The sequence below is a fragment of the Paenibacillus sp. FSL K6-1122 genome, from assembly GCF_037977015.1.
In the GTDB taxonomy this organism is placed as follows: domain Bacteria; phylum Bacillota; class Bacilli; order Paenibacillales; family Paenibacillaceae; genus Paenibacillus; species Paenibacillus amylolyticus.
Window position 1 is genome coordinate 4,729,589 of the sequence record NZ_CP150272.1, and the last position, 25,431, is coordinate 4,755,019.

The following is a 25,431-nucleotide window of genomic DNA, read 5'->3' on the forward strand; positions in this document are numbered from 1 at the left end:
GTTCAAAAAAGGCCGCAGGGCAAAAGTTAATTATCTCACGCGATGAAGCGGGTGACAAGCTTTTTTTACGAGATTATTTGCGAGGTTTAATGTATAGAACCAATTTTCAGGGAAAATATATACAGGAATCCACTTTAAGGAAAGGCGGTGCTCCACTCCATGAATCATCAGTCTTCACAACCAGAGCATTCCTCAGACAAATCAGCTGAGACATTAACGGATCGACAAGGGCATCCCATTACGGACAATCAGAATGTACGAACCGTTGGTAGCCGGGGACCGACTACGCTGGAGAACTATCATTTTCTCGAAAAAATTACTCACTTCGACCGTGAACGTATTCCGGAACGTGTGGTCCATGCCCGCGGCGCTGGCGCTCATGGCATATTTGAAGCATATGGAACGGCCGGGAGCGAACCAGTATCGAAGTACACACGTGCACGTCTATTTCAGGAAAAAGGAAAAGAAACCCCCGTATTCGTTCGATTCTCAACGGTTATTCACGGTGGACATTCTCCCGAGACGCTGCGGGACCCGCGCGGATTTGCTGTAAAATTCTATACCGAAGATGGCAACTGGGATCTGGTGGGTAACAATCTGAAAATCTTTTTCATTCGCGACCCGCTTAAATTCCCGGATATGGTACATGCCTTCAAGCCCGACCCGTTGACCAACGCACAGGATATGGAGCGGTTTTTCGATTTTGTCTCGCTAAGTCCTGAAGCTACCCATATGGTGACATTCCTCTTCTCTCCATGGGGCATCCCAGCGAATTATCGGCAAATGCAAGGCTCGGGCGTCAATACATATAAATGGGTCAATCAGGAAGGCACGGGCGTACTCATTAAATACCACTGGGAACCGCTCAATCAAGGGATACGCAACCTGCTGCAAAAAGACGCGAGCGAGATTCAAGGACAGAACTTCAATCATGCGACATTGGACCTGTATCACGCTATTGAAAAAGGGGACTATCCCGAATGGGAGCTGTGCGTTCAAGTGATGGAAGACGGCGAGCATCCGGAGTTGGATTTCGACCCGCTGGACCCGACCAAGTTGTGGCCGCAGGAGCAGTTTCCTTTTCTACCTGTTGGCAAAATGACGCTGAATCGTAATCCCGAGGATTATTTCAATGAAGTGGAGCAAGCAGCGTTTGGCACAGGTGTATTGGTAGACGGGCTGGATTTCTCAGATGACAAGTTGCTGCAGGGACGCACCTTCTCTTATTCAGATACCCAGCGTCACCGGGTGGGTGCGAACTATCTGCAACTGCCTGTGAATGCACCGAAAAATCGGGTAGCCACGAATCAGAGCGGCGGACAGATGCAGTATCAAGTGGATCGTGCGCCGGGTCAGAATCCACATGTGAATTACGAACCTTCGTCTCTTGGTGGCTTAAAGGAAGCACCCCCTCGTGGCAAGGAACATGAACCACTGGTGGAAGGCCGACTTGTCCGTGAGAAGATTGAGCGTACAAATGACTTTGGACAAGCGGGTGATACGTATCGGGCGTTCGAAGATTGGGAGCGGGATGAGCTAATCAGCAACATGGTCGGCGCGTTGGCACAATGCAAACCGGATATCCGGGAGCGCATGATCTCTTACTTCACCCAAGCGGATGCGGATTACGGTCGGCGCGTCTCTGAAGGGTTGGCCTCTGTACCAACCGATGATAGTGCCACAGTCCAACCGAAACATGAACCAAGTGTCGAGCAAGCAGAGAAACGCAGTCGTGAGACGGACGGATATTAAAATAGCTGGACAGCGTTTAGACTGATAAGTCTGACACTGTTAGTACATTTGAGTATTTTGAGTAAGCAAATTACGTTCTGAATTAAACATAGCCCTGATCGTCAAGTTGCCCGTTGCAGCTGCTATCAGGGCTTTTTCATGACTAGTTTGAGTATAATCTTCACTTCAGGATGTAGGCTGCTATTTATTTTAGGTTGAATGAAGTTCATAGGAGTGGATCATAAGTAAAACTGGTACTCTGAGGATGGAAAAGCGTACTTCTCTACGTTCATTTCAGATGATTCTTCGTTAAATGAGAGCTATCACCCAATGGAAAGATTACATAATTCACGTGATATTACAGGCATTGGAAGCTTGCAGGCCTGACCTGCCTGCATGTACCTCCATCTGATCAGATGATTATTGATGATAACGCTTACAACATTTACCATAAAGCTGTGTCCTAGAGATTACATCTAACCAGCCGGCATGACCTATCTCATAGGTAACGGTCTGGTACACGGCTACCACATGCTCTTCATTCTATTCCCAATTAACCAAGGAGGCTTACGTAATGAAATTATTCCCATCCACATCCACTCATGTATCTGCACGATCTGCACGTTCTCTGAAGGAACGCTCCCTCAAATCCAAAATGGCCCATATCTGTCTGAGTGCCGCGTTCCCTCTATTATTAATTGGTGGTGGATCGGCCGGTGCTGAGGAACTGATCGAGAGCAGCTTGCAAAATCCCTCTGAATCGGTGGCGACTTCGAATATCGCGCTTGCTGCTGGTGATCTGTATGTGTCTCCTGGCGGCTCAGCCAGCAATCCGGGAACACTGAACAGTCCAACGTCACTGGTTAACGCATTGACCCAGATCGCACCAGGCAAAACGATCTATCTACGCGGCGGTACCTATAACTTCTCCCAGACCATTACCATTGAACGTGGCAACAGCGGCACATCGAGCCAACGTAAAAACCTGGTGGCGTATGGATCGGAAAAACCGGTCTTTGATTTCTCCGCTCAAGCCTTCGCTTCCACCAATCGGGGGTTGCAAATGTTCGGAGACTACTGGTTCGTCAAAGGGCTTGAGGTGAAGGGTGCAGGCGATAACGGCATCTTCATCGGAGGCAGCTACAACCGTCTGGAGCAGATCGAAGCTCATCACAACCGGGATACGGGTATTCAAATGGGACGTTATGCTTCCACAGCCGCCAAGAGTGAATGGCCTGCATATAATGAAGTGATTCGTTCCTACTCCCACAATAACTATGACCCGGATGACGGCGAGGATGCAGACGGTTTTGCGGCCAAACTGACCGTTGGCCCAGGTAATGTCTTCGACGGTTGTATTGCCGCCTATAACGTGGACGATGGCTGGGATCTGTATAGCAAAACGGACACAGGCGCCATCGGCGCGGTTACGATCCGTAACAGCATCGCCTATGCTAACGGGGCAACATCAGACGGCACCTCTACCTCCAACAGTGATGGCAACGGCTTCAAGCTCGGCGGCGAGAAGATTGCAGTGAATCATATCGTTGAGAACAGCATTGCGTTTAATAATAAAAAGCACGGCTTCACCTACAACAGTAATCCCGGTTCGATTCAGATGAAAAATAATACCTCCTGGAACAATGGGCAAAGCAACTTTGCCTTTGATGTAGGGACCCACATCTTCACCAACAACCTGTCCTTCCAAGGCGGCTCCAGCGACAAAACGAGCGGAACTGACGTCAGCAGCACCAACGTCTGGTGGAAAAACAAAAAAAGCGAGAACGCCAAAGGCCTGTTCGCCAGCGCAGCAGACTTTGTCTCCCTCGTGCCTTCGGTAACGCGCAGCGCAGACGGAACACCTGTCTTGGGTAATTTCCTGAAGCTTGCGGGTGGCAGTGATCTGATTGGATCGGGTACGCCATCGGGTAAGAATATTGGTGCGCGGTAATTGGTAGTTATTGAGATCAAGGAATAAAAGCAAAATCCCCTCCCCCATGCCAGCCTGATCGGTGGTAATGGAGAAGGGGATTTTTGAATTGCTTTGTATTGTATGCCACTGGCTTATGAAGTAGGTAAGTACTCACGGTTTAGCTAAAACCTCAATTATCAGTCTGCCGCCTGTGCGAAAACCTTGCTCAAACGCTGCTTCCACATACATAGATGTGGATTGTCCGATTAAGTCGATCAGTTGTTCCAGAGCATCGTATTCGTTCTCGGTAAGCTGTGTTTTGTAGTCCTGCATCATATCCGATATCTGGCGATTGATCTCCTGATACTCGGCCTGCTCAGGATGAATCGACTCGTCCAAACGCAGGTTCCCGTGAAATAAATCTTCGATCAGGTTTGACATGTTATCCTTCATGGTAAGGTCACCTCAGGGAGATTGTAACTCAAGGGATGAGGTGAGATGGGAATTTAGCGGGAAATCCACTAAAGTGATTAGTTTTGAATTTAAATATATTATTAGAAATAACGCTTAATATCTTAACCAAAAGATAGCTAGTGTGATGAGCTAAAAGGAGCATATTTATAAATTTTCTATGTCATCAATTAATCCGTAGGGTAATTTACCAGTCCCTTTCCCATCAAATTTTACTATGATATCGTCATCTTTTATGAAATCAGGATGCCCATTATTTATAATGACTAATTGAATTTCCTCTACACAAGTATCATCCTTTAAGTTTTTACTGTTTAAAGAATCAAAATATTTTACAATTGAATTAAAGATTTCTTCATCTTTAAATTCATCATCAACTTCCGAATCCGCCCCTAAGTTTTTTCTAGGAGAATCAATTATTAATAATCCTAAGTGATTTTTATTTTTAAACACTAATAGGGCTATAGATAAGAAATATGCCATAGTGGTCATCGTGACAGCTCCACCACTTCCTAGCTCGTCATATTTGACTCCTCTAACATAAGGTAAATAATTTGACTCTTTTATAAAGGCGCTGTTAAGTTTAGGAAAGGAGAATCCCTCCAGAATATCTGAAAATAGATCAGAAAGATTCTGAATTAAATCACTTTTAGATATTTTCTCTTTTTCTAATGAATCAATTGTAGATTTCAATGAATCACGTTGCTTTTCTTCATCGAGTATGTTTTGACTAATTATTGAGAATTGATTTATTACATATGAATTTTTTTCTAATTGATCTAAACTGCTATTAACTTTTCCGATTTCATAGTTTATTTGCTGAATTTGTTCCAAATATGGACTTAAATAATGGTTCCTTAGATGATCTAACTCACGTTGTTTCTCATGCAATTCCTCTTCTATAACTTTCTTTTCGTTCTGAAATTCGACAATTGCTTTTCTTTGTAGATCAATAAACGCAACCAAACTATTATATTTCCTTGTTAAGCGTCTAGCCTCACTTCTGAAAGTTAAGATTTCTTGTTCTGTGAGGTCTGTATGCTCACTTCCACATAAGTTGCAACCACTCTTTGAGTTTATGGGATTTAAACAAGAAGGGCATGAACTAAATTCATAACTTTTTAAGATAATTGAACCTTCAAGTATAAATTCGATTTTTTGAATTTCTCCGGAATATTGATTCCTTAGTAATAGCAATTTGTTTACATACTTATCTTTCTCAGCAATAAGTACGGCTATCGTTGTTACTTTCTCTTTTAAGCTGATAATACTATTCTCTAGAATTAAAGTAAGACCCTTATCATATGTTCCACTTTTTTTCAAACCTTCAAGTTTTCTATTTTCGTTAAAAATAATTTTAAAGAGTCGTTCTCTTTCGGTTTGAAATAATTTTAAAGAGTCGTTCTCTTTCGGTTTGAAATAATTCTTGATTAAGCATATTCATTTCTTTCAAGAATTCATATACTCCAATCCTTTTGTTTTTCATTAATTCTATTTTTTGAATTTTCTCTTTAAATTGCTGCTTTAAATCCCCTAATAACTCGTTATAAATATTAAAGATAATTTCAAAAGTAGGCTTTCTTTTTATATTTGAACCAGATGTCTGTTCCATTAACAAATTTTCAGAGTCGATAGTTGACTGTTTCACATATGAATATTTGAATAAATCCCTAAAGCTAAAGGCCTGGTTTGCAACAGTAATTTTTGGAAGTCCTATTTCATCCAATAAAAATGCAGAAAGTGAGTACTCATTGGCTGGAGAGTCAATTTCTAACAAATCAAACTCTCTATTAAAATCAGCCTTCCCCTTGTCCCAACGAAATATTTTAACGGGTCTATTATATTCGAATAAAGGTCGAATAATCCTGAACTTCTCTTCTCCAATCCAAAAGTCTAACTGTACTTCCTTACAACTTTTCCCTATTTCTATGTAAGCTTTATGTTTCTCACTTCCAAAGGCATAATTGATCATTTCTGCAATTGAAGATTTACCAGTTGACATAGGACCTGAAATATAATTTAGTCCTTTTTTAAAAACTACTTCATAATTTTTTCGGAAACCGACCAAAGTTAACTTTTCCAAATGTATTTTTTTACTCATTGTGAATACCTTCTAGACTCTCCATAATCATACCCTCCACTTTAGAATCACTTAACTTAGATATATTATGTTTGATATATTTTGCAAGTATAGTTAATTCATTTGAGTAGGAACTCTTAAATTTCCCTAGGACTTCTTTGCCCTTTTCATTGATATGAAAACAAAAATCATTCTTTAGTATCGTTCTTTCGATTAAATCTTTACTTATTAAATAACTTAAATATAAATTATACTCTTCTCTATCCGGTTGCCAATGAAAATAAGAATAAAATTCATTAAAATCTTTTTTCTCCTCATTTTTTTCCTTTGCTGGAATCATTGTTCGTGGAAATTTCATGAAAAAATCATACAACATAATACGATTCAAACTCATACAAAAAGACTTCTTAGACTCAAACTCAGAAATTAAAGTTAATATTCTTATGGAATTAAGAATTAAATCTCTGTTTACTAAATTTAATTCCTCAATCATTCGATCTCAGTCCTTTCAGTCAGAAAATTTTCTAATCTAAGTTTATAATCCTTCACCCATCCAACTTTGCATTCATCTGATAACTGATGCAGAATTCCTTTTTTTATTATTAATGGAATATCAAGATTGGAGTTAAGAGTAGTATTGTTTAAATCTTCAACTCTTTCGTAAACCTTAGTCAACAAATCATTACCATCATTTTCTTCTTTATATGATCGATGTTGCGTCTTCCATACACTTTTTATGTTTTCTTTTAACATAGAAAATTCTTTGATTTCAGTTGAGAGACCTCTCCCTTCTACTGAACTTTTTGCTATTTCTGCATTGAAAAATTCTTGTTGACAATCCTCATGGTCGTATATCTCAGCTGATTCAAGCTTCATGATGAATAACGATTCTGAAAAATCCATTGACTCATCTAATTGATGTATCTCATTTAGACTGAGTTCAGGTAATGACTCATCAATTAAAATTTCTAATTTATCTAATGCATCACTGAATCTTTTAACACTAACTGATCCTAATGAAATAACTTTATGGTTGGCTTTAGACTCAGCAAGAACAACTCCGACTAATTTATCCTTGACAAATAGAGGTGCTCCTGAAAGACCACTGAAATCTTCTATATTCGCATCATAATTCAAATCGATATCCCAATCATATGGTCGAGACATATCATTAGTCACCAGCCTTAGTACTTTGTTTTTAGTACGATGGCCCATCTCCCACTTTACAACTGGATACCCAAAAGTCTCATAAATATTATCCTTTTCTATTTCGTCGTAACAAAATTTTAAATATGTATTACAAGCAACGGGATTATCCAACTCTAAGATAGCTATAGGGGTTTTAAAACTTTCAAATTTTTCAATAGGGTACCCCTTGCGTTTAATCGATTCTTTTTGAATGTTTAAAAATTCCAGGTTAATTTCTTTATGTTCCAAATAATAATCATCTACCGCATGCCTAGCTGTCACTACTTTCGTAGGAGAGATCAGAAATACAGTAGCACGATTCTCATCTTCATCCCCACAGATCAGTCTTCCTACAGCCTCTTCATATGTGAACATTTTATCTTTCCTTTCTATATTTCAATTACTTTGATCTCAAACTCATCAGAAAACTCAACTATGAAGCGGTATTCTTTCTTTAAATCTTCATTAGCTAACAATTCGTTTTCTATAAAATAATTAAATATGAGACGCCGTTCTGTTCCCTTTCTAGATATAATTCTAGCGATAGTTTCATTATTAGGGTGATTATTTTTTTTCCCATTTGTAGAAAATAAATAAACTGAGGAGTCTATTAATGAAAGTAATTCAGTACTAGTGTTTCTGTGACTACCATGATGTGCTACTTTTATAACATCAAAAAAAGGGATGTAACCTTGGGTATCAACTAGTCCTTGTATGTTTTCCCTTACAATGTCTGGGTGAGAATCGGCTAAAAACAATAATTTATAGTCTTTGTATTCAAGAATAAATGAAATAGAAGAACCATTCACAACAGAGTTATCATAAATCATTTTCTTGTTTAAGACACTATTTAGACTAGTTTTTTCTTTCTGATAAGAAATATTTTTACTCTCGTTAACCTGATGTTCATCTTTCTGTGAAAGTAAATAGAACTCATATGCATCATCAAATAAAATATTATCGTTTAATTTGAAATCATATTTACTTTTTCTTAACTCTGTCAGCCAGAACTTTTCCAATCGTTTTAATTTGTTTGAATCAGGAGATAACAAATTAAGTGAGATTTCAGAAGTTAATGAGATGAAGTTTCTCTCATTCAAATTAACAGCAGATCCATTAAATGCATTATTCCAACTGTATTTCTCCTTATAAAGCAATGCTGCTAATGTTGATCCATCTCTTGCACTGACACCTTTATTTGGATTGTTCCTACTTTTACTCGGCTCAACATATGACTTGCTAATTATTCCAGATAGGATACTTTCTTCTTTTACATCAAGCTCCTCCACACTCTTTTGCTTGAGAAAATTTAAATGTCTATAACTATTGTGCCATACCTCCTTAATAGGAATTATCAAAGGATTCTCTGCTGTTCCATTTTCCTTAAAAAGTTCAATGATTCCTTCTATGTGGTCGGCGTCTACATGTGTAACAATAACAAGACTTAATTCTTCGCCATTCTCTGCCATTTCTAAAAGTCGAGGTTTTAAATAATTATGGTAGGTACTAGCAAAACCTCCGTCAACTAAAATATTTGTTTTTTTTCGATCGCCTATACATATTAAAAAACAATCTCCTTCTAGAGCAGGGTAGACCTCAACTTTAATATTAGTCAAAATTACGCCAACTTTCTCACCAGTTTTATGATAATTTCAGTTATGCTTTTGGTTTTCTTTATTTCTTCTAACAAATAATTATCAATATAAGACGCTTGCACGAAACTTGTGCCACAACTTATATTTTCTCAAAAAACAAAAATTAGGTAAGTCAAGATTTAATTTGTCAATCTCTATCTGCAATAGATCTCAGCCAACCATCAACTTTAGAGGATTTCATATTAAGGACCTTATTACAAGCTATCGCATACTTACGAAGTTGTACAATCATCTCGACTGAGTTAATTATATCTGTATTAAATTTCTTCTCGTTTTCTTTATAGAATTCAGCAAGCTTCTCTTTATAATATGTTTTGTATGACTCATCCTCATTACTTAGATTCATATTTTTAAATAGGTTTTTTTGGTATTCCGTCATCTGTATCTGTTTTATAAATGAAGATCTTACAAAGGAGACTTTCTTCATATAATCTTTATGAGCAAACTCAAAATCAAAAGTTCTCATATCATAATCAAGTACGAAAAATAAATTAAAATTAACCATTAAATTCTCTTTTTTTGCTTTCTCTAGAATTAAAAATAGTTCATCTATTTCTTTAATCTCATCGACATTAATATAATCTAGAGCGTTTTGGCGAAAAGAATCTAACTCTTCTCCACATATAAAATTTCCATTCACATATTTTATATAAGGAGTGATGTTTTTAAGTTGTTGATTTAATATTCTATCTTTATTTTTTAAAACTATTTCTAAATTTAATGTTGCTTTATAAACAATCATTGAAGCGATCGGTAATAATCTTCTATGAATTTCGACTAAATTTTCAGTATAATTCTGATTGGCTTTATTTATAGCCCTCATTTGCCTCCCCTTGAGACTTAAATTTCTCCAAGTAACAACTACAAGTAATCCTGTAGTAGCTAAAGCAATTAGTTTTGTTAACAGACCAGTTACGCTATCAACTTCATTAAAAGTTATTTCATATAGATTAATATTAAATAACCACTCAATTTCCCCCTTATAATAGAAGTATAAAACAATTATAATGCTTGATATCATTCTTTTTGAAGGTATCCAGGCACTTATAAAAAGATTAGAAACTGCCCCTAAAAAACCTCTATCTGCTAAAGAATCATATAGATTTTGATTTAATTTCGGAAATTTATATTCCCCCCACAAATCAGGAATTATTTTACGTACGTTAAATATAAATTTTGAAATACTATAATATAATATGTATATCTTGATTAAAAGATTTGGCTTATGCACTGAATTTAAACTGGCATGATGAAGCCCATAATTATTTAAAACTGCAATCAACCTTAAAAGAAATCTCATAATCAACTCAATCAGTAGAAGAAATATAGTGGTTTCACAGAAAACTAAGTAATACAGCTTTATCCAATGTGGAATGAAAGAAATATAATCATTGACAATAACTTCATTCCATCTAATAAGTCTTCCTATCCAATCAACTATCATTTATACACCATCTCCCTAATTATTCTACTACATTTGAATCTTAGTTCTCTTCATGAATCTCACTTTTAAAGAATATAATAAATTTCCAGTTCTAAAAAGATACACATATATCAATTATCATTTGTACTATATGTTCATTTAACTTTAATTAATGAACACTATTGAAATCTCTAAATCTTTTTTCCAACACATCAATCCTAACGACCACCTGCTTTGAGCAGGTGGTCGTTTAAGCAAAATTGCATGTATCTTGAAAATCATCTTTCATGTAAAGTTCTGCAAAAGCATTCCTCTCTTACTCCAAATTGTACTCCTATTATATAGAAGGTAATCAGTAAATCATCATTACTCTTTAAGCCGCATTGCCGTAAGTCTCTCGCACATCAAATACTCCATCGTTCAAGTGAAACAAGCTTTTATAAGTTTCAACCATACATGTTTTTTCCTATTATTCACTCAAATTATTGTCCTGCAACCACTTTATAGCTTCTTCACCCACCAGAATATTAGGTTGTTCTGGTGTTCCGATATTGATGCTTTTTATAAAAGCTTCTTCTATTCCCCTAAGCCCTGTTAAGTTAGCACCGTGCAACAAAGTTCCTTTAAACGATGCTGAACTGACATCTGCATGATTCATATTCGCATTGCGAAAATCTGTAAGATATAAGGAGCTGGAAATTAGCTTTGCATTTGACAAATTCGCATTTGTAAAGATGGACTCAGAAAGATCCGCTTTGGCAAACCTTGCACCTTGGGCATCTGCATCTGTAAAATCGGCATAAGACAAATCTGCCTTATAGAAATCAGCATTTACTACGTTGGTGTTCGTAAAGCTAGATGAACATAACAACGATGATGACATGTCCATATGTTCCAAATTCATGCCATCAAATGCACATTCGGTCAAATAAGCTTGATCCAAAGGATATCCCGATAAATCCACATGACGAAAGTCTATTTCATCTACACCTAATTTTTCACCTTTTTCTCCAATAGTTTCAATCCACACTCGATGTGAATTTAATTGCTCTATCAATTCTTGTTGGTTAGTTGATTTCATTACTACACCACCTTTTATTATGGATACCAGATGATTCGTTCTGTAACTCCCGCATCTTTTACTGCCTCTTTTAACTGCTTGATGTGTTCAGGAACTAACTCCCGTGTATCAATAACAACATTATGACCACGATCAAACTCCTCGTTTATTTTATCCATAGATTTTACGACTGTAAATGCTCCCTTTCTCGGTGACGTATGACCATGAGGATAAGACTCAAAACTTTTCACGTCCCACTTTTGGCCAGTAGTGACGTCAATAAATTCAGCGCCTTTATTTTCTTGAGGATCACGCATGATTTTTCCTAATTTACCTTGTTGCTCTAAATCTAGTCCTATCTCTCTTTCTTTCAAACCTTGATCTCTAATTTTCCCGCCATGTGAAGGATCGCCTGCCAAAACATCCAATTCCTTTTGTGTTCTACCTCCCGTATATTTTCCATCCTTGTCATAAAGGTTAGACCTATTACCTTGCCCCTTACTCTCAGTAGCCCTCTTTTGCTCATTCGCTTTCCTAGCCTCAGCCACTTCCAAATTCTTTTTAATCTTCGCCACAGCTGGATGAGAAGAAGGTACGCGAAACGGCCCTTTGCCACCCGGCATACTCCCGCGAACCATCTGAAATGCCATAAATAGTTGGCTGAATTTCAGAGAAGTCAACATCATCTGAGCATACTTATCGGATACAGGCTCGCCTGTGAAGGGATGAATTCCATTTTCAAAAGCTTTGATCTGCATCGCATAAATATCTTCCCCTGGCGCTTCAGCATCCGTAGCTTGCATCCGATTAAAATCCAAATGCCCCTGATCCTTCTTATATGCCTGCAAGGCTGCCTGATCCGTAACACCATTCTCATTCACAGGCATCCACATCAGCTTCCCAAACATATTGACTTGTGCCATCCGGTAGCCCTTATCATCCGAACCGGCATAATATCTTGAGGTCTTCATCATTACTCCCGCACCTAGAGCACTAACAGCACTGCTAAGACTCACTTTTTCAGCATCGACATTCTCAAATCGTGTGGCAATATCCTTTAATTCCTTAGAGGTGTTCACCATACTTTCCAGCGCCTTCTGCAATACAGGGCGTGACCGCGCAAACTCATCATAAAAACGCTCCTGCGTCACACCTAGCCACATCTGCTGAAGGAACATGATCTGTCTTGTGAGATCCTCCCGTATATGTTCCAATTGTTGTCTCGCCTGATCCACCTGATTCGATACGTGATGTAACTGTTCAGGGGTAACTTTAATGGTATTCATCCATTTTCACCGCTCATCTAATATATGATAAAACTATGTTAGCAGAAGTTTAATGGCAATTATATCCGGCTAACCTCCTGATTTCACTGCATGAATCCACGCTCAGAATGATTTATATCCGTCCCTCAGCCCCATACGATCTCTATGTAGGTGTATACATGTTCCAGAGGGTTTTCCTTTTACGACTACAGGATACTGTGGCATTTTACTACGACAAGCCGAAAACTTTAACAAATCATAGTATTAATGAAGAAACTTGACTCGTGCGGATGATTAGGTGTACTATATGTTTGTATAAATGGAATATATTACAATTTAAATATTTATTTTGGAATCTTATATTATCAAGATGGGTATCAGAGCCTATCATAACTAAGATATCAATGCGTATAAATGAGTTTTACATTTTGTCTGCAACACATAATCATTGGCAGGCATTCATTTTACATATACATTCCTACTTCATAGAGTTTTCTAGCCTGTAGAGTTCTACCATTTTCATAAGAGAGGAGGGCAAGAAGCTTTAATCTGCAAGCAGGTCTATTTGTCGTAACCGCATGTTTTGTAAAAGAATACCCATAACAAGAAAGGTGGAATTTATTGCTATGAGAAAATTATTTAGTTTAGCTCTTATTCTTGTTCTAGTGCTTTCATTTAATGTTGCTGCTTATGCAGACGGTGACGTGAGTCAAGCCAAACCGTTGACAAAGGAAGAAATTATTAATTCCAAAGAATTCCGTGAAGCTGTGAAAGCGGCTAAGGCTGAATTTGAATCGCAGAAGGCAGATAATGCGGGTGGTCCAGTTCTGTTTGCGCCTGCTCCGAAAGTATCTCACATTAATGTATACGGTGTCGTATCTCCTAATGGCGGTCAAGAAATTTACGGCTTCAATAACAACCCGCTCTCCACAACCAATGATCATGGTGGGGCTTGGATTCAGTGTATTACTTTCCAGATCGGTTATGACAGCAGTCACTACGGCACACTCGCCAGCAATACAATGACTAACAACTGGTCTGAAGCTATTGATCTGGACGGTGACCGTGTCGTAGATGCTTGGGCCCATTCTTGGGTTTATGAAGCGCCTAGTACAGGTGGACAATTTGTAGGTACGGTCTATTCCATTAATATTCCAACACAATGGACCGCTTGGATTAATGTTCGTTAACATGAAGGATGTAATCTGAATATTGGAGGAATTGGCTATCCTGAGGAATACGGGAAGTAAGCCCAAAAGCTCATCAGCTTTAGACACGGATTTGATTCTTGATCAGGCGCGGGGATATACATCCCCTGCGTCTTTTCTCATTGTGACCTTAAAGGGTCGACTTTGTATAGTAACCCACCGTTGCACTGTAGGCTACTTTCCCTCTGCTTGTATGAATACATACATATTCTCGTCGGATCGTTCTTCTGAAAAAGCGAAATTCAACCTATCAAAGTTTCTTACGTCCTTCACCTCTGTAATCTTGTGCTCTGCCATATAACGTACCATTTCACCTCTGGCCATTTTAGCCCAGGTTGCCTTTTCAACAAGCTTCCCATTGACCATTTGTCCGAATACACAAGTAATGAATCGTGTTTCCTCACTCAGAAAAGGTAAAATATTTTTGCTATACTCTTTGGAAGCCAGATTTAGGATGTAGTTGCTTTCTGATTGAAGCTGATCTGCGAGTTTGCTACCCCAGAATTGATAGAGTGATTTGAAACCCGGACCTTGCAGCTTGCCCTGCATCTCCAACCGATAAGGGGTAACCCCATCCAAAGGCCGTAACATGCCATAAAAACCGGATAAAATACGTAAATGCTGTTGAAGATACGCCAGTTCCTCATCTTGAAAAACACCCGGAGCCATATATTGATACTGAATGCCCTCATAGGCATAGATGGCTGGTGTCAGATTTGCTTTAATATTCATATTCCGAATCCGCTCCACGTTCTGTTCGGCGATTGCATCGTTACACTTCCACATCGCTTTGAGTTCGTCATAGGATAACTTTTGAAGCAGACTCAATAACTGTTCCGACTCGTTTATAAACTGTGGCATCTGCGCGATAGCCATAAGATCGGTATCAATCTTCATCTTTTTAGCTGGTGATATGATAATTCTCATCGTGCTGATCCATCCTTAATCTACCGTTGTTTTTGTCGTTATCCATTGTACAGGATTGGACAGGTGAATCCAATGCCAAGGCTTAACTAAATCCCTCATGGTACCTTTGAAAAGACTTAAAATGAACAAGTCAGCCCACGATTGGACCGGCTTGTTCATTAGAATTCAACACATTAAATTGGTGAGAAAGCAAGGGATGCATTTCAAACCGCTATTAGGGAGATACGCTCCCCCCGCCGCTATTTTGCTCAGTTTTTGTAGTCGGCAATTGAATCATTGGCGTATTTGACCCACTTACATATGGAAGGGCTCCATCCCATTTCTTAATGGTTTCATATTCAACGAGTTGACTCGATAATGATTGTTGAAGCTCTTTGTTTGCTTTAGCTTGACCTTCTGCTTCGATCAATAGTTTGTCTGCATTACCTTGCGCTTCCACCCGCTTGCGATCTGCTTCTTTCTTGGCGATCTCCAGTTCAGTCGTTTTACGTTCCAGTTCTTGAGAAGCTTCAACACGCTTATCGATTGCTTCCTGAGTCTTGGCGTCAGGTTGAGGAACACCTACAGTAACGTTGGATACAATAAAGCCTAATTCTTTAACGTCATCAGAAAAACGTTGTTGCACGTCTACTCCTGCTTCGGATGACTTTTCACCATACACATCAATGACTGTAAATTTGGAAATCCCCTTACGAGCTGCGTCACGGAAACGTGTTTTGAGATATGTATCCTCAATTTCTTGAATGCTAATTGGCCCAAATGTATTAAAGATAGAAGATACTTTACTTGGTTCTACTTGGTAGTTGTAAGCAAAATCGATTGTGATGTTTTTCCCGTCAGAAGTAGCAATCTGAATATCTCTGTATTCCACCGTTTGAATTCGGATAGGATATTTCGTCACTTTATCAAACGCTCCAACGAGTTTCCACCCTTGACTCAGTGTGCTATCTTTTACGCCTCCATTTGGTGAATATACGACCCCAACATATCCATTAGGAATTCGTGTTAAAAAGAAGGTCACCATTAGCACTCCCACTATAATAACTAATGCAACCGCAATTGCCCCTACCCTAAACGTCTTTGAATTTTTCATCACCATTCTCCTCTTGTTTGAATTTATTGTATTTCTTCAAAATTCTACTACCTATTTTATTGAATAACGGGAACATTAATGACCATAGAATAAATGCTAGGATAAAAATTAAAATGATTCCCCCAATAAATGGCATATCCGTCCTCCCCTCTATGGATGTAACCGAGTACAAATTTATAAATGGTAACTAATTATATCCTTCTTTATATATACTTTGTAAATTCGTATTAGGTTTCAAGGATATTCATCGCTTGAAGTACTATTAGGTTAAGTAGTGAAGAAAATGGTGAGTCAGTGACGTCCTATATCCGCTTATTCCGATAAAAGAAAGTGATCATCAATTCATCTGGGTATTATGGATCAGGAGTTGTATCCATTGCTCTTCTCTGTAGATGTACACATATTCTAAATAAACTGCCCTACTGTCACAAAAAAAGAGCCATCAAAATGTTTAATGGCATCTTCGAATGAGTAATGATACGAACCAAAATTAAAACTATAAATTTATATCACAGGTTACCATCTTATGAGCTAAAACTCACTTTTAGATGATTTAAACCTTTCTAAGTCATAGTATGGATTTGAAATATGATCTCCAACCTCCATAATCGTCTCTTTAATCTCGTTTAAAATTATCAAATCTATATTATCTTCTTTACTTATAGACTCTTTAATTTTAATAAAACAATTCTTCAAACCAAGGTTAACAACAATAGAGAGTATGATATCTACATCTTCGTAGGAATTAGTATTCCATAACTTCCTCATTAAGACATCTATCTCATTTCTAGTTTTATCCTCTAAAAGCTCATAAGTCATGATTTGTCGATCTGTTAATTCGGACAGGATTAACAAAAAAACTTTTTTATCAAGAATCTTATTTTCAAAATCTTTTAAAGCATTCCTGAACAAAGACAGTAAAACTTCTGTAGGTAACCTATCCGCTAATTTCTCAATATCTCCAATATTCATTTAATCATTTCCCTTTTGTCTATATATGAATATAATTGAAAGATTGATTTTTTTCCAAGTTCCATGCGATTTTTTAAAAAAAGAACACCACTCTCAAGGTCAGATAATTGGGTACTTGTCCTCTGTATGTATTTTCAGAATGACTTGTTTCCATTGCTACAGAATATACAAATCAAAATCAAACTCTGCGTTCAAATCATAGGCTATACCAATTGCCTTTTTCTCAATAGTAATCGCAGGGGTCTCATTATGCATAATCCTAATCGAGAAGCTAAACCGAAAATTCAAATTATTCTTCATTCTCAAGGTTTTCAACTTTTCTATATGTGGCTCCAAAAGATTGAGTATGTGATTCAATTGCTGATTGATATCAAAAGATTCCTGATAGTCCGTCTCCAAAAACCAACAGGTTTCCTTTCGATACAAATCTCTATCATCAATCTTTTCTCCTTTTATATAGGTTCCAGATGGTTCAATTCCAATCTGTTCTGTGATTAACTTCGGTTCGAAATGATCTCCTGTAATGATAAATTCAGCCATAATATTCGTTTTGTCCATATATGATCCTCCTAACTTTATTCATATATCAAAAACCTGAACTGCAAGAGTACTACCTTCTTTATTGATCCATTTTATTATCATATTTGAACATCTTACTTATCTTTAAATTTAAATTAGCGAATTTTAAATGACCACATTTTGTCCCTCGACATATTCCCCCATGTAGTAAAAGCAACTGGTGAGTCTTCAGATATGTATTGGTTGAACAATAGACTTAAATTAAATGAATAGGAAGTCCCCAAAATATCCAAGTAAAAAGTAATATCCGATTTAATGTTGACTGTTCTCCAGTCCGATTTATCTATTAAGAAGATTTCTTCCCCTACACCAGGTAATTCAACGGAGATATACATATTTCCACCCTCCTCAAACTTCTTAGTTATTGAGCCTGACAGAGGATCTCTTGTTAGTTCTTTATTAATTGAAACGATGTGTAGATACTTACCTTGATTTAGAGATTGGTAGCTTATTGCATCTCCTTCTTTTAAATTTGTGCATGACTGACTTTCGAACTGTTCTGTTTGAGTACTCTCTGTAGACTTTTGAGGGCTATTGACGGTAACTAAGCACACATTACCTTTTAGTTCAACAGATTTTACATGCCTGCTAGTTTCTACGGGAACCGGATCTTTCATCATAAAAAACACCAGAATGATTACTGTAATCAATAATAAACCTATAAATAATCCTTTTCTCAAATATGACCCTCCTTCTATTTAGCAACGTACCATTTACCCTCTTTCCATCTTGGCCCCGGATGCAGTTGCTTTCAGATTAAAGATGATCTAAGAGTTTGCTACCCCAAGATTGATAAAGCGAGCTGAAACCCGGACCTTGCAACTTATCCTTGCATATCCAACACATAAGGCCTAACCCATCCAAAGGACGTAATATTCCATAAAACCGGATAATATCGGACATACCATTGAAGAATTATGGATCAGGCCATAGTTGTACCCATTTCGTTTCTCTGTAGGTGTAGACATATTCCTGTGGGTTATCCTCCAATTTGACGACTACAGGATACTGTGGCATTTTACTTCGACGAGCGGTGATGCTAATAATCTCATGTTCATCCATACCCTTTTCAACGATTAAATACGTTCTTAAACCATCTTCAAGATCCTTCATATCATTCTTATAGGAGCCATACCATGTGACTGAAGCTACAACTATTAGTGCAATTACAATCAATACTCCCTTTAGAAATTTCATTTTATTCACCTCACTTTAGCCTGTAGTTTGTAATTCTATTAATATTTCCGCTTATTATCACCATCATTTGGTAACCACTATCTTTTCCGATTTTCCTTCCCAATCCATCTGAACTATAAATTCATCCTCATCCAAAAATGGGGACATCCCTTCAGCTTTTCCTCTGATTACAGTATTAAAAGGAACTTCCCCTGTAGAATGAATATTTTTGCTCATAAATTTGGTTTTAACTTTTTTAATTACTGAAGGATTATCTCCTAAGTACCTAATTTCATATTCATAACTTGCTACAGAGCTATTACTTTGAACGGTACATGAGACACTCCAATTCTCACTCTCTCCTGTATATGAAGTGACTTTGTTTGAACAAGCGGATGCTGTCAATAGAAGAAAAAAAAGCAAAAAAAACGATACTCTCTTCATAATAAATCCTCCTTTATAGTCAAGATATAGCAAATACTAAATTAGCAAAATAAGAGATCATAATAAATTACATCTAGAGAAAATGAAGAATTATTTTGAATTTCAAGAAGATTATGGTCACCATTTTTGCAGTAGCTCTCATCTTTTCAAATATTAATCCTGTTATGGCAACACAGGACGAACCAGACTTTGACACAAGCAAATATACTATTGTAAAAAAGACTGTCGCATTTGTATGACAATCTGCCAAAGTGATCTATAACACTCCGTTCAAGCCACCGAATAACCGCCCTAGAACATCAAAATATATGATGATGAAAGACATTATTATAGATATTGGTAGTATAATCAAAAATTTAAGTCTTTTCGTAGGAACAATAAATAATAAAATAATGACCATGATTAGATATATTCCCATAAGTATTGGGATCAAGTAGTAATGAGTTTGCTCGGGCAAGTAAGCATCGCGCAATTGATACCCTTCGGACAGTAGAGCTGTGATTGGAAGGGATAACACTAGACTAGATACAGTTCCATTGCCTCGGGCATACCACATCACATAAGCACACACCGGAGATACTACTGCACACATCCCCCAAAAAATAATTTCTTTCATTGGAACGAAATGTAGAAAAAACACGGTGTATAGATAATAAACAGTTAGTAGCGACACAAAAAAGAAGAATACCTTAACTGCTGCTAGTTTAGGAGAATAACTAATAACCGATATGAGTGTGGCAACAAAAATCCAAATACCTAGACGCCCACCAATATCGTCAAATATGGGGTTAATCCCCTGAGCATCCACAAGCTTTGCCGCTAAACCTAAAATCACTCCGATCGTTATCGCACTTACAATTGAAAGGACATTTTGTTTTGTAGTGGATTGGTTTTCAGCTCTAATTTGACTTAACTCTTTATGTATCCCCACTTCAACCCTCCAACTTCCATAATTCCTATATTCTAACACAACCGATCCAGCCTGTAGAATCTGTTCGATCTGTTCCTCCGATAAATTTCATTGTTATTCTTCTAAAATGGTTCTATGTATCCACTCATAACCGACCCTGGTCCTTACCGAACAGAAATCCCCACTTTGTCGCATGGGTCCTTATATCTAAATCACTATATCCACTCGTCAATCTTCTATTACCTGAAGTTAGGTCGTTATTCTCATTATCTCAATGCGCCATTTTGCTATGATTATTATTACTTTGACCGTAAATCTATTCCACCAATATCATATCAGGCCATATTATTTTCAGATAACAACTAGGTGGGTTGATGAACTTATTTAATTTTATTTTAGAGAGAAAGGGTGTCTCATCCTATGTTTATTGTTCAATTACTGCTCGCTATCGCACTTCTGGGTAGCTCAGGTAGCTCAAATCATGCCACTTCTACACAACTAGAAATCAATCAAATACAGCCTATGGATGCTTCTTCTGGACAAGTCATGGAAACCGGTTTAGAACCTTTCCGGTCCGAACGCAATTATAATGGATGGGAGCCAGAACTAGATCAATTCGAGCAGGCCGCCAGCAGTCTTCAGAACAGGCTATTTGAAAGTGTTGTGTCACCGATCCTATCCAAACCTGGCGATACAGGAATATTTGATTATGGCGGGAATCTGAAATTACTAAAGTCTGTGCCTCTGAATACACGTTTTGAACGTGGCCCACTAACCATTCATATTGTTCATGCCCAATTATTAGAGGCTAGTGACATTCCTGAGGATTCACAGAAAAACATTTCCATTCTAAATCGAGAAGATATCGGTTCCAAGATCACTTATATCAATATCCTCTACACTGTGGAAAATACAACCGATCAGAATATCGGTTTTTACGGCTTAAACTCCATTCATCCAAACACGGGAAAGCCGATCTCCGCAGATCGCAATTTTATGAGAAAATCATATGTCTATAATCAGTATGATGGCGTAGTTATTGATAATACGAATTACGGTTTGGTATATACCGATGACCCTGATAAGTTGGAATCCATTGAACTTGTATTCAACAAAGTCTATGACTACGATACTGGAAAAACCATTGTAGAGCCCACTTTGTTGAAAATTCCTTTTGCTGTTCAAGAGTAGTGTAAACACAGCTCCATCGCACATTATGACAAAACTACTACTCTAAAAACCACCCTAATTCATTGAACTGCACCTCCAATTGGTAATTGTGTCTAACAATTGGGGTGCAGTTCATTCATTTGGAGTGGTTTTTTGTTTATATATCCATGGTATCCAATCGCTTTTCGTATGCAATGCTGCTACGTCCAACCGATTGCTGGAGACTCATTATTGATATGCCTGATCGAGGATCTAAATCATCTCAATTGAAGCTGACAAAAAATAACTTCAACATTATAATTGTTACATATTATCCAAAAGCAGTGATGACCAGGAGGACAAGATGCAATTTCAACCAGTGTATCATGATGGGGAACTATTTTTACCCAAAATCGAATTAAATATGGCATGTAACCAATCGATTGGCATTATAACAGACTTGAAGCGAAAACAGATTTTAATGAATCAACTGCAGGATCGTTCCCAATATTACATACTTCGAGCTCAACAAAACGAGTATACACAATTAACGGTGGAAGAATTAATCACTTTTTTAATCAACGTAACAGAGCGGAATGATCGTGTCACTATGTTATTGGATTATTTCGCTTTGAAAGAAGAACAGAAGGTAAAAATCAAGCATCTAAGCCCATCAAAAAGAATGTATGTGACGTTGCTGCGCGTTTATTTTGCACATCAGCCTACACTGGTACTGGAGGAGCCCTATTTTTATTTGGAAGAACAAGATCGTCGCCAGTTTAAACGGATTTTAGATGATCTTTCGAAACAAATACAGATTTTAATTTTAACTTCTAATTTAGAGGATGCTATGATTTCCTGTGATTCAATTTATCGTCTGAATGAATCCGGATTTCATCTGTTGGATATTCGTGATTCAGAAGAGGACAAGCAAACAGTGCAGGAACAAGATCGAGCCAATATAACCCTGCAGAAGATTTATACGAAAAAAAATGACAAAGTGATTTTATTTAATCCGCCTGAAATTGATTACATAGAAAGTATGGATGGTTCAGTTCTTGTCCATGTAGGTGGAGAAAGTTTTATCTGTGCGCTGACGCTGACCGAGCTCGAGCAGAAATTGTTTAACTTCGGATTTTTTAGATGTCATCGATCCTATATTGTTAATCTACAGAAGGTAAGAGAGATTATTACATGGACGAAAAATAGCTACAGCTTGCGATTAAATACAGGACAAGATGCGATTGTTCCGTTATCTCGTTCAAAATTACAAGAATTAAAAACACATCTTAACATTTGATTTCCAGGGAAATATCGATTCAATCCAGCAACTAATGGTACCGTTCAGCCGTTGACAGCTACATTTCGGCGGATTTCGATGGTTGGAGGCATGTAATCTTTATATGCTTAAGTCATCAACTCCAAGGAAGTGATATGCATGGATGTTATCCGAGTAGAACGTATTCGAAAGAGATTTGAAAATAAGAATGCATTATCAGAAGTATCTTTTTCAATTCCAAAAGGTGAAATTTTAGGTTTTCTAGGTCCAAGTGGTTCTGGAAAAACAACTTTAATTAAGATTTTAACTGCGCAATTAAATCCGACAAGTGGACAGGCAACTGTATTTAACCAGCCAGTGGCGATGATGCATCAGTCTGCACAGAAGATGCGCTTTGGTATTTTGTCAGATAACAGTGGTCTATATGAAAGATTATCGATAGATGAAAATCTAGAGTTGTATCGCCAATTATATGACCTTCCTAAAACTTCGATCGATACAGTATTGCAGTTTGTAAACTTAAGCGAAGAACGCAAAAAGAAAGTCATCCACTTATCGAAAGGGATGCGTCAGCGTGTTATGCTGGCATGCGCAATTATCCATGAGCCGGAATTATTATTTTTAGATGAACCTACTTCAGCTTTGGATCCGGTAAACTCCACACATATTTATAAAGGGCTACGCTACTTAAATGAGAAAGGGACAACAATTTTTCTAACGACACACGATATGTCAGAAGCAGAATTGTTATGTGACCGTGTAGCGATTTTGTATCAAGGAGAAATCCAAGCTATTGGCTCGCCTAAGGCGCTTAGAAAACAGCATCGGGAAAACGTCGTTTGTGTAGAATTGGTAAACGGGGAAACCTACGAGCTCCCGATGAATGAAGGAACGGCTGAGCAAATTGCCGATTGGATGAAGCGAGGCTTAATCGAGCGATTGGAATCGAAAGAGCCAAGTTTAGGCGATATCTTTATTAAAGTGACAGGAGGTGAACTGTTATGAGTATCTCGTTAAAACGTGCGCGAGCAATATTTGTAAAGGACTACAAAGAGTTTTCACGCAATTATGGCATTTCCATCATGTTGCTTGTTCCGATTCTATTCGCATTTCTTTTTCGCACTGCAGGCCCTTCTTTCCCCGGGGCAATAGGTTTTCTTCTAAATATTTCGTTTGTGCTCTTAACCTCTTTCGCACAAGCATGTTTGATCGCGGAAGAAAAGGAACGTAACACCTTACGATCATTAATGATGACTCCAGCCACAACGATGGATGTATTAGTTGGTAAAAGCACCTTAGTCTTTGTCATGTCTGCTATTGTTCTGGCTATTGCTACGTATATATTAGGCTATGAGCCACCTAGTATATGGGCATTTGCAATTGCAATCATTCTTTCAATAATTCTATACACAGCAGTAGGAACGATATGTGGTTTATTCTCTAAAACGGTCCTTGAAGCTTCATTAGCAATCATTCCTGCAGCAATGGTATTTTCTGCTCCTCCTGTTGCAACAATCTTGTTTGGAGATTTCCCGATTTTTAAAATGCTGGATTATACACCAAGCATTCAACTTGTGGCTTTGCTAAATATACCCCATACAGGCTTTACAATTGGAGACCTCTTAAAACCTCTCCTCATTATTTTGATATGGACGGTTGTATTAACGATTGTGTCTGTTATTTTGTATCAACGGCGGTTAAAGGATGAGTAGCCACTCCTCGCCTACACAACCAAAATATAAAACAAACCCCGGTACACGTCTGCATTCAGCAGCGTACGGCCGAGGTTCACCATTATCATTTCAATTATTAAACTACATATCTCTACTTAAACTCATCTTGTAAAATCATGCTGCCCAATAGTCAGCAGCGTCGGCCTGCTCTTACTCCACACTGAAGTGGCAATCTTCGGATTGTAATAATACAGCGCTCCGTTCGTCGGATCAGCGCCATTCAATGCCTTACGAGCAGCCCTGTAAGAAGTCTGGGTTGGCTTGGTATTAAACTGCCCATCATCTATAGCCGTGAATTGCCCTTTCTGGAAAATAACCTTCGAAATAGACGACGGGAATTCACTCGAATGTACCCGATTCAACACAACCGCTCCTACAGCGACTTGCCCTTCAAAAGACTCCCCGCGCGCTTCACCGTGGATCAGCTTCGCCAACTGGCGCAGCGTCTCGCCCTCGGCTTTGGCCTTTTTGTTCAGCCTATTCAGCGTCGCTGGACCAGCAACACCGTCTGCACTCAGTCCCTGCGCCTGCTGGAACTTGCGGACAGCACCTTTGGTGATGGTACCGTAATATCCAGTCATTCCGGCGTCAAAGTACCCCAGATCGCTTAATTGCTCCTGCAATTGCAGCACATGCTCGCTACGAACGCCCTGTTCCAACTTCTGTGCTCCCGCAGAAGGAGCTGCCACGGTCAAGCCCAGAGTCAATGCGCAGGCACCGAGAAGCATACTGACCCGCCCTGCTCTTTTGCCAGCCATGTTACCCTTCCCATGAGTGACTTTCCGACTGACAGTGATGGGCTCCATGGTGTCAGCAATCGTTAACAGATCCAACTCCTCATACGTGCTATCAACTGTAGTACGTTCATTACTGTTCATATGGCTAACCACCTTCATCTCTTTCATCTCTTTCACGCTATCTAATTCAATTATCATATTCTTTTCATTCATTTCATTCGGTTGATCCATTCCAATATTGTTCTTCATCATTCCATTAACCTCCACTTTTCTGAATCCAGATCCCACTTCTTTCCCCTGAATCCTCATGGCTTTACATCCCGAGTGTCATTATAGGATATAGGAAAAATGAAGTCTATCGGACCGATGACGCAGTGAAAAAACGACGCTGAACATAACAAAAAGAGGCATGAGCCCATGGTCACACCATGGTCATACC

Annotated in this window: 24 protein-coding genes and 1 pseudogene; 7 read left to right on the forward strand and 18 right to left on the reverse strand. The window is 38.2% G+C overall.

Translation table 11 applies throughout. From position 1 onward, the window contains the following. Positions 1–159 precede the first annotated feature (159 nt). Together NSQ20_RS21280 and NSQ20_RS21285 are read left to right on the forward strand one after the other, a co-directional pair. Positions 160–1,650: pseudogene (locus NSQ20_RS21280) on the forward strand (catalase); the annotation flags it as partial. 655 nt (positions 1,651–2,305) lie between these two features. Next, positions 2,306–3,682: a right-handed parallel beta-helix repeat-containing protein gene (locus NSQ20_RS21285; protein ID WP_340030824.1), complete on the forward strand. Its 1,377-nt coding sequence runs from the start codon at positions 2,306–2,308 to the stop codon at positions 3,680–3,682. A 132-nt stretch (positions 3,683–3,814) separates the two neighbouring features. Here the strand turns inward: NSQ20_RS21285 and NSQ20_RS21290 are convergent, their stop codons facing one another. From NSQ20_RS21290 to NSQ20_RS21330, 9 genes are all read right to left on the reverse strand, one after another. Then, positions 3,815–4,096 carry a DUF6809 family protein gene (locus NSQ20_RS21290; RefSeq protein WP_340030825.1) on the reverse strand — a complete coding sequence of 94 codons (282 nt, stop codon included), beginning with the start codon at positions 4,094–4,096 and terminating at the stop codon, positions 3,815–3,817. 165 nt (positions 4,097–4,261) lie between these two features. Beyond that, positions 4,262–5,437, reverse strand: coding sequence for a hypothetical protein (locus tag NSQ20_RS21295; RefSeq protein WP_340030826.1), 1,176 nt, complete (start codon positions 5,435–5,437; stop codon positions 4,262–4,264). A gap of 34 nt (positions 5,438–5,471) precedes the next feature. Then, positions 5,472–6,215 (reverse strand): AAA family ATPase, encoded by a 744-nt coding sequence (locus tag NSQ20_RS21300; protein ID WP_340030827.1) that lies wholly within the window; start codon positions 6,213–6,215, stop codon positions 5,472–5,474. Next, the gene (locus tag NSQ20_RS21305) at positions 6,208–6,687 is read right to left on the reverse strand and encodes an ABC-three component system middle component 2 (protein ID WP_340030828.1); all 480 of its coding nucleotides are present in this window, start codon (positions 6,685–6,687) and stop codon (positions 6,208–6,210) included. The genes NSQ20_RS21300 and NSQ20_RS21305 overlap by 8 nt, the downstream gene beginning before the upstream one ends. Then, the gene (locus tag NSQ20_RS21310) at positions 6,684–7,757 is read right to left on the reverse strand and encodes a trypsin-like serine protease (RefSeq protein WP_340030829.1); all 1,074 of its coding nucleotides are present in this window, start codon (positions 7,755–7,757) and stop codon (positions 6,684–6,686) included. Before NSQ20_RS21310 ends, NSQ20_RS21305 begins: the two co-directional genes overlap by 4 nt. Positions 7,758–7,771: 14 nt before the next feature. Then, complete coding sequence (avs1a, locus tag NSQ20_RS21315; RefSeq protein ID WP_340030830.1) at positions 7,772–8,998, reverse strand: AVAST type 1 anti-phage system MBL fold metallo-hydrolase Avs1a; 1,227 nt, start codon at positions 8,996–8,998, stop codon at positions 7,772–7,774. Between the two features lie 166 nt (positions 8,999–9,164). After that, positions 9,165–10,481: a hypothetical protein gene (locus NSQ20_RS21320; RefSeq protein WP_340030831.1), complete on the reverse strand. Its 1,317-nt coding sequence runs from the start codon at positions 10,479–10,481 to the stop codon at positions 9,165–9,167. A gap of 448 nt (positions 10,482–10,929) precedes the next feature. Next, positions 10,930–11,541, reverse strand: a complete 612-nt coding sequence (locus NSQ20_RS21325; RefSeq protein WP_340030832.1) for a pentapeptide repeat-containing protein — start codon at positions 11,539–11,541, stop codon at positions 10,930–10,932. Between the two features lie 17 nt (positions 11,542–11,558). Next, on the reverse strand, positions 11,559–12,806 hold the full coding sequence (locus tag NSQ20_RS21330) for a WXG100 family type VII secretion target (protein ID WP_340030833.1): 1,248 nt from the start codon (positions 12,804–12,806) through the stop codon (positions 11,559–11,561). A gap of 605 nt (positions 12,807–13,411) precedes the next feature. Between NSQ20_RS21330 and NSQ20_RS21335 the strand changes: the two genes are divergently transcribed. Continuing rightward, a complete protein-coding gene (locus tag NSQ20_RS21335) occupies positions 13,412–13,975 on the forward strand; it encodes a DUF4879 domain-containing protein (protein ID WP_076318937.1) in 564 nt (187 codons plus the stop codon). 192 nt (positions 13,976–14,167) lie between these two features. Here NSQ20_RS21335 and yaaA read toward each other — a convergent pair whose 3' ends face one another. The 8 genes from yaaA to NSQ20_RS21375 form a co-directional block, all read right to left on the reverse strand. Continuing rightward, positions 14,168–14,920, reverse strand: a complete 753-nt coding sequence (gene yaaA / locus NSQ20_RS21340) for a peroxide stress protein YaaA (RefSeq protein ID WP_076318936.1) — start codon at positions 14,918–14,920, stop codon at positions 14,168–14,170. A gap of 214 nt (positions 14,921–15,134) precedes the next feature. After that, positions 15,135–16,013: a prohibitin family protein gene (locus NSQ20_RS21345; protein ID WP_083669817.1), complete on the reverse strand. Its 879-nt coding sequence runs from the start codon at positions 16,011–16,013 to the stop codon at positions 15,135–15,137. A 531-nt stretch (positions 16,014–16,544) separates the two neighbouring features. Next, complete coding sequence (locus tag NSQ20_RS21350) at positions 16,545–16,985, reverse strand: hypothetical protein (protein WP_076328004.1); 441 nt, start codon at positions 16,983–16,985, stop codon at positions 16,545–16,547. A 156-nt stretch (positions 16,986–17,141) separates the two neighbouring features. Beyond that, the gene (locus NSQ20_RS21355) at positions 17,142–17,543 is read right to left on the reverse strand and encodes a DUF4279 domain-containing protein (protein ID WP_244661021.1); all 402 of its coding nucleotides are present in this window, start codon (positions 17,541–17,543) and stop codon (positions 17,142–17,144) included. A 116-nt stretch (positions 17,544–17,659) separates the two neighbouring features. Beyond that, complete coding sequence (locus NSQ20_RS21360) at positions 17,660–18,244, reverse strand: hypothetical protein (protein ID WP_340030834.1); 585 nt, start codon at positions 18,242–18,244, stop codon at positions 17,660–17,662. A 235-nt stretch (positions 18,245–18,479) separates the two neighbouring features. Then, positions 18,480–18,761 (reverse strand): DUF3139 domain-containing protein, encoded by a 282-nt coding sequence (locus NSQ20_RS21365; protein WP_076328006.1) that lies wholly within the window; start codon positions 18,759–18,761, stop codon positions 18,480–18,482. Positions 18,762–18,824: 63 nt separating this feature from the next. Further along, the gene (locus NSQ20_RS21370) at positions 18,825–19,184 is read right to left on the reverse strand and encodes a hypothetical protein (RefSeq protein WP_076328007.1); all 360 of its coding nucleotides are present in this window, start codon (positions 19,182–19,184) and stop codon (positions 18,825–18,827) included. A gap of 256 nt (positions 19,185–19,440) precedes the next feature. Further along, positions 19,441–20,115 (reverse strand): hypothetical protein, encoded by a 675-nt coding sequence (locus NSQ20_RS21375; protein WP_340030835.1) that lies wholly within the window; start codon positions 20,113–20,115, stop codon positions 19,441–19,443. A gap of 399 nt (positions 20,116–20,514) precedes the next feature. On the opposite strand from NSQ20_RS21375, the gene NSQ20_RS21380 reads away from it, so the two are divergent. From NSQ20_RS21380 to NSQ20_RS21395, 4 genes are all read left to right on the forward strand, one after another. Next, the gene (locus NSQ20_RS21380) at positions 20,515–21,285 is read left to right on the forward strand and encodes a hypothetical protein (protein WP_340030836.1); all 771 of its coding nucleotides are present in this window, start codon (positions 20,515–20,517) and stop codon (positions 21,283–21,285) included. A 322-nt stretch (positions 21,286–21,607) separates the two neighbouring features. After that, positions 21,608–22,543 carry a LytTR family transcriptional regulator DNA-binding domain-containing protein gene (locus NSQ20_RS21385; RefSeq protein WP_340030837.1) on the forward strand — a complete coding sequence of 312 codons (936 nt, stop codon included), beginning with the start codon at positions 21,608–21,610 and terminating at the stop codon, positions 22,541–22,543. Positions 22,544–22,681: 138 nt separating this feature from the next. After that, on the forward strand, positions 22,682–23,527 hold the full coding sequence (locus NSQ20_RS21390) for an ABC transporter ATP-binding protein (protein ID WP_253501708.1): 846 nt from the start codon (positions 22,682–22,684) through the stop codon (positions 23,525–23,527). Next, positions 23,524–24,234, forward strand: a complete 711-nt coding sequence (locus NSQ20_RS21395) for an ABC transporter permease (protein WP_340030839.1) — start codon at positions 23,524–23,526, stop codon at positions 24,232–24,234. The genes NSQ20_RS21390 and NSQ20_RS21395 overlap by 4 nt, the downstream gene beginning before the upstream one ends. Positions 24,235–24,356: 122 nt before the next feature. Here NSQ20_RS21395 and NSQ20_RS21400 read toward each other — a convergent pair whose 3' ends face one another. Then, positions 24,357–25,244, reverse strand: coding sequence for a cell wall hydrolase (locus NSQ20_RS21400; RefSeq protein WP_340030840.1), 888 nt, complete (start codon positions 25,242–25,244; stop codon positions 24,357–24,359). Positions 25,245–25,431: the final 187 nt, after the last annotated feature.

Coding starts and splice junctions, on each gene's coding strand:
- yaaA (WP_076318936.1), bottom strand. CDS start 14,920: ATGAGAATTATCATATCACCAGCTAAAAAGATGAAGATTGATACCGAT.
- NSQ20_RS21290 (WP_340030825.1), bottom strand. CDS start 4,096: ATGAAGGATAACATGTCAAACCTGATCGAAGATTTATTTCACGGGAAC.
- NSQ20_RS21385 (WP_340030837.1), top strand. CDS start 21,608: ATGCAATTTCAACCAGTGTATCATGATGGGGAACTATTTTTACCCAAA.
- NSQ20_RS21320 (WP_340030831.1), bottom strand. CDS start 10,481: ATGATAGTTGATTGGATAGGAAGACTTATTAGATGGAATGAAGTTATT.
- NSQ20_RS21330 (WP_340030833.1), bottom strand. CDS start 12,806: ATGAATACCATTAAAGTTACCCCTGAACAGTTACATCACGTATCGAAT.
- NSQ20_RS21325 (WP_340030832.1), bottom strand. CDS start 11,541: ATGAAATCAACTAACCAACAAGAATTGATAGAGCAATTAAATTCACAT.
- NSQ20_RS21380 (WP_340030836.1), top strand. CDS start 20,515: ATGTTTATTGTTCAATTACTGCTCGCTATCGCACTTCTGGGTAGCTCA.
- NSQ20_RS21335 (WP_076318937.1), top strand. CDS start 13,412: ATGAGAAAATTATTTAGTTTAGCTCTTATTCTTGTTCTAGTGCTTTCA.
- NSQ20_RS21345 (WP_083669817.1), bottom strand. CDS start 16,013: ATGAAAAATTCAAAGACGTTTAGGGTAGGGGCAATTGCGGTTGCATTA.
- NSQ20_RS21305 (WP_340030828.1), bottom strand. CDS start 6,687: ATGATTGAGGAATTAAATTTAGTAAACAGAGATTTAATTCTTAATTCC.
- NSQ20_RS21355 (WP_244661021.1), bottom strand. CDS start 17,543: ATGGACAAAACGAATATTATGGCTGAATTTATCATTACAGGAGATCAT.
- NSQ20_RS21400 (WP_340030840.1), bottom strand. CDS start 25,244: ATGATGAAGAACAATATTGGAATGGATCAACCGAATGAAATGAATGAA.
- NSQ20_RS21350 (WP_076328004.1), bottom strand. CDS start 16,985: ATGAATATTGGAGATATTGAGAAATTAGCGGATAGGTTACCTACAGAA.
- NSQ20_RS21395 (WP_340030839.1), top strand. CDS start 23,524: ATGAGTATCTCGTTAAAACGTGCGCGAGCAATATTTGTAAAGGACTAC.
- NSQ20_RS21300 (WP_340030827.1), bottom strand. CDS start 6,215: ATGAGTAAAAAAATACATTTGGAAAAGTTAACTTTGGTCGGTTTCCGA.
- NSQ20_RS21365 (WP_076328006.1), bottom strand. CDS start 18,761: ATGAAATTTCTAAAGGGAGTATTGATTGTAATTGCACTAATAGTTGTA.
- NSQ20_RS21310 (WP_340030829.1), bottom strand. CDS start 7,757: ATGTTCACATATGAAGAGGCTGTAGGAAGACTGATCTGTGGGGATGAA.
- NSQ20_RS21370 (WP_076328007.1), bottom strand. CDS start 19,184: ATGAAGAGAGTATCGTTTTTTTTGCTTTTTTTTCTTCTATTGACAGCA.
- NSQ20_RS21285 (WP_340030824.1), top strand. CDS start 2,306: ATGAAATTATTCCCATCCACATCCACTCATGTATCTGCACGATCTGCA.
- NSQ20_RS21390 (WP_253501708.1), top strand. CDS start 22,682: ATGGATGTTATCCGAGTAGAACGTATTCGAAAGAGATTTGAAAATAAG.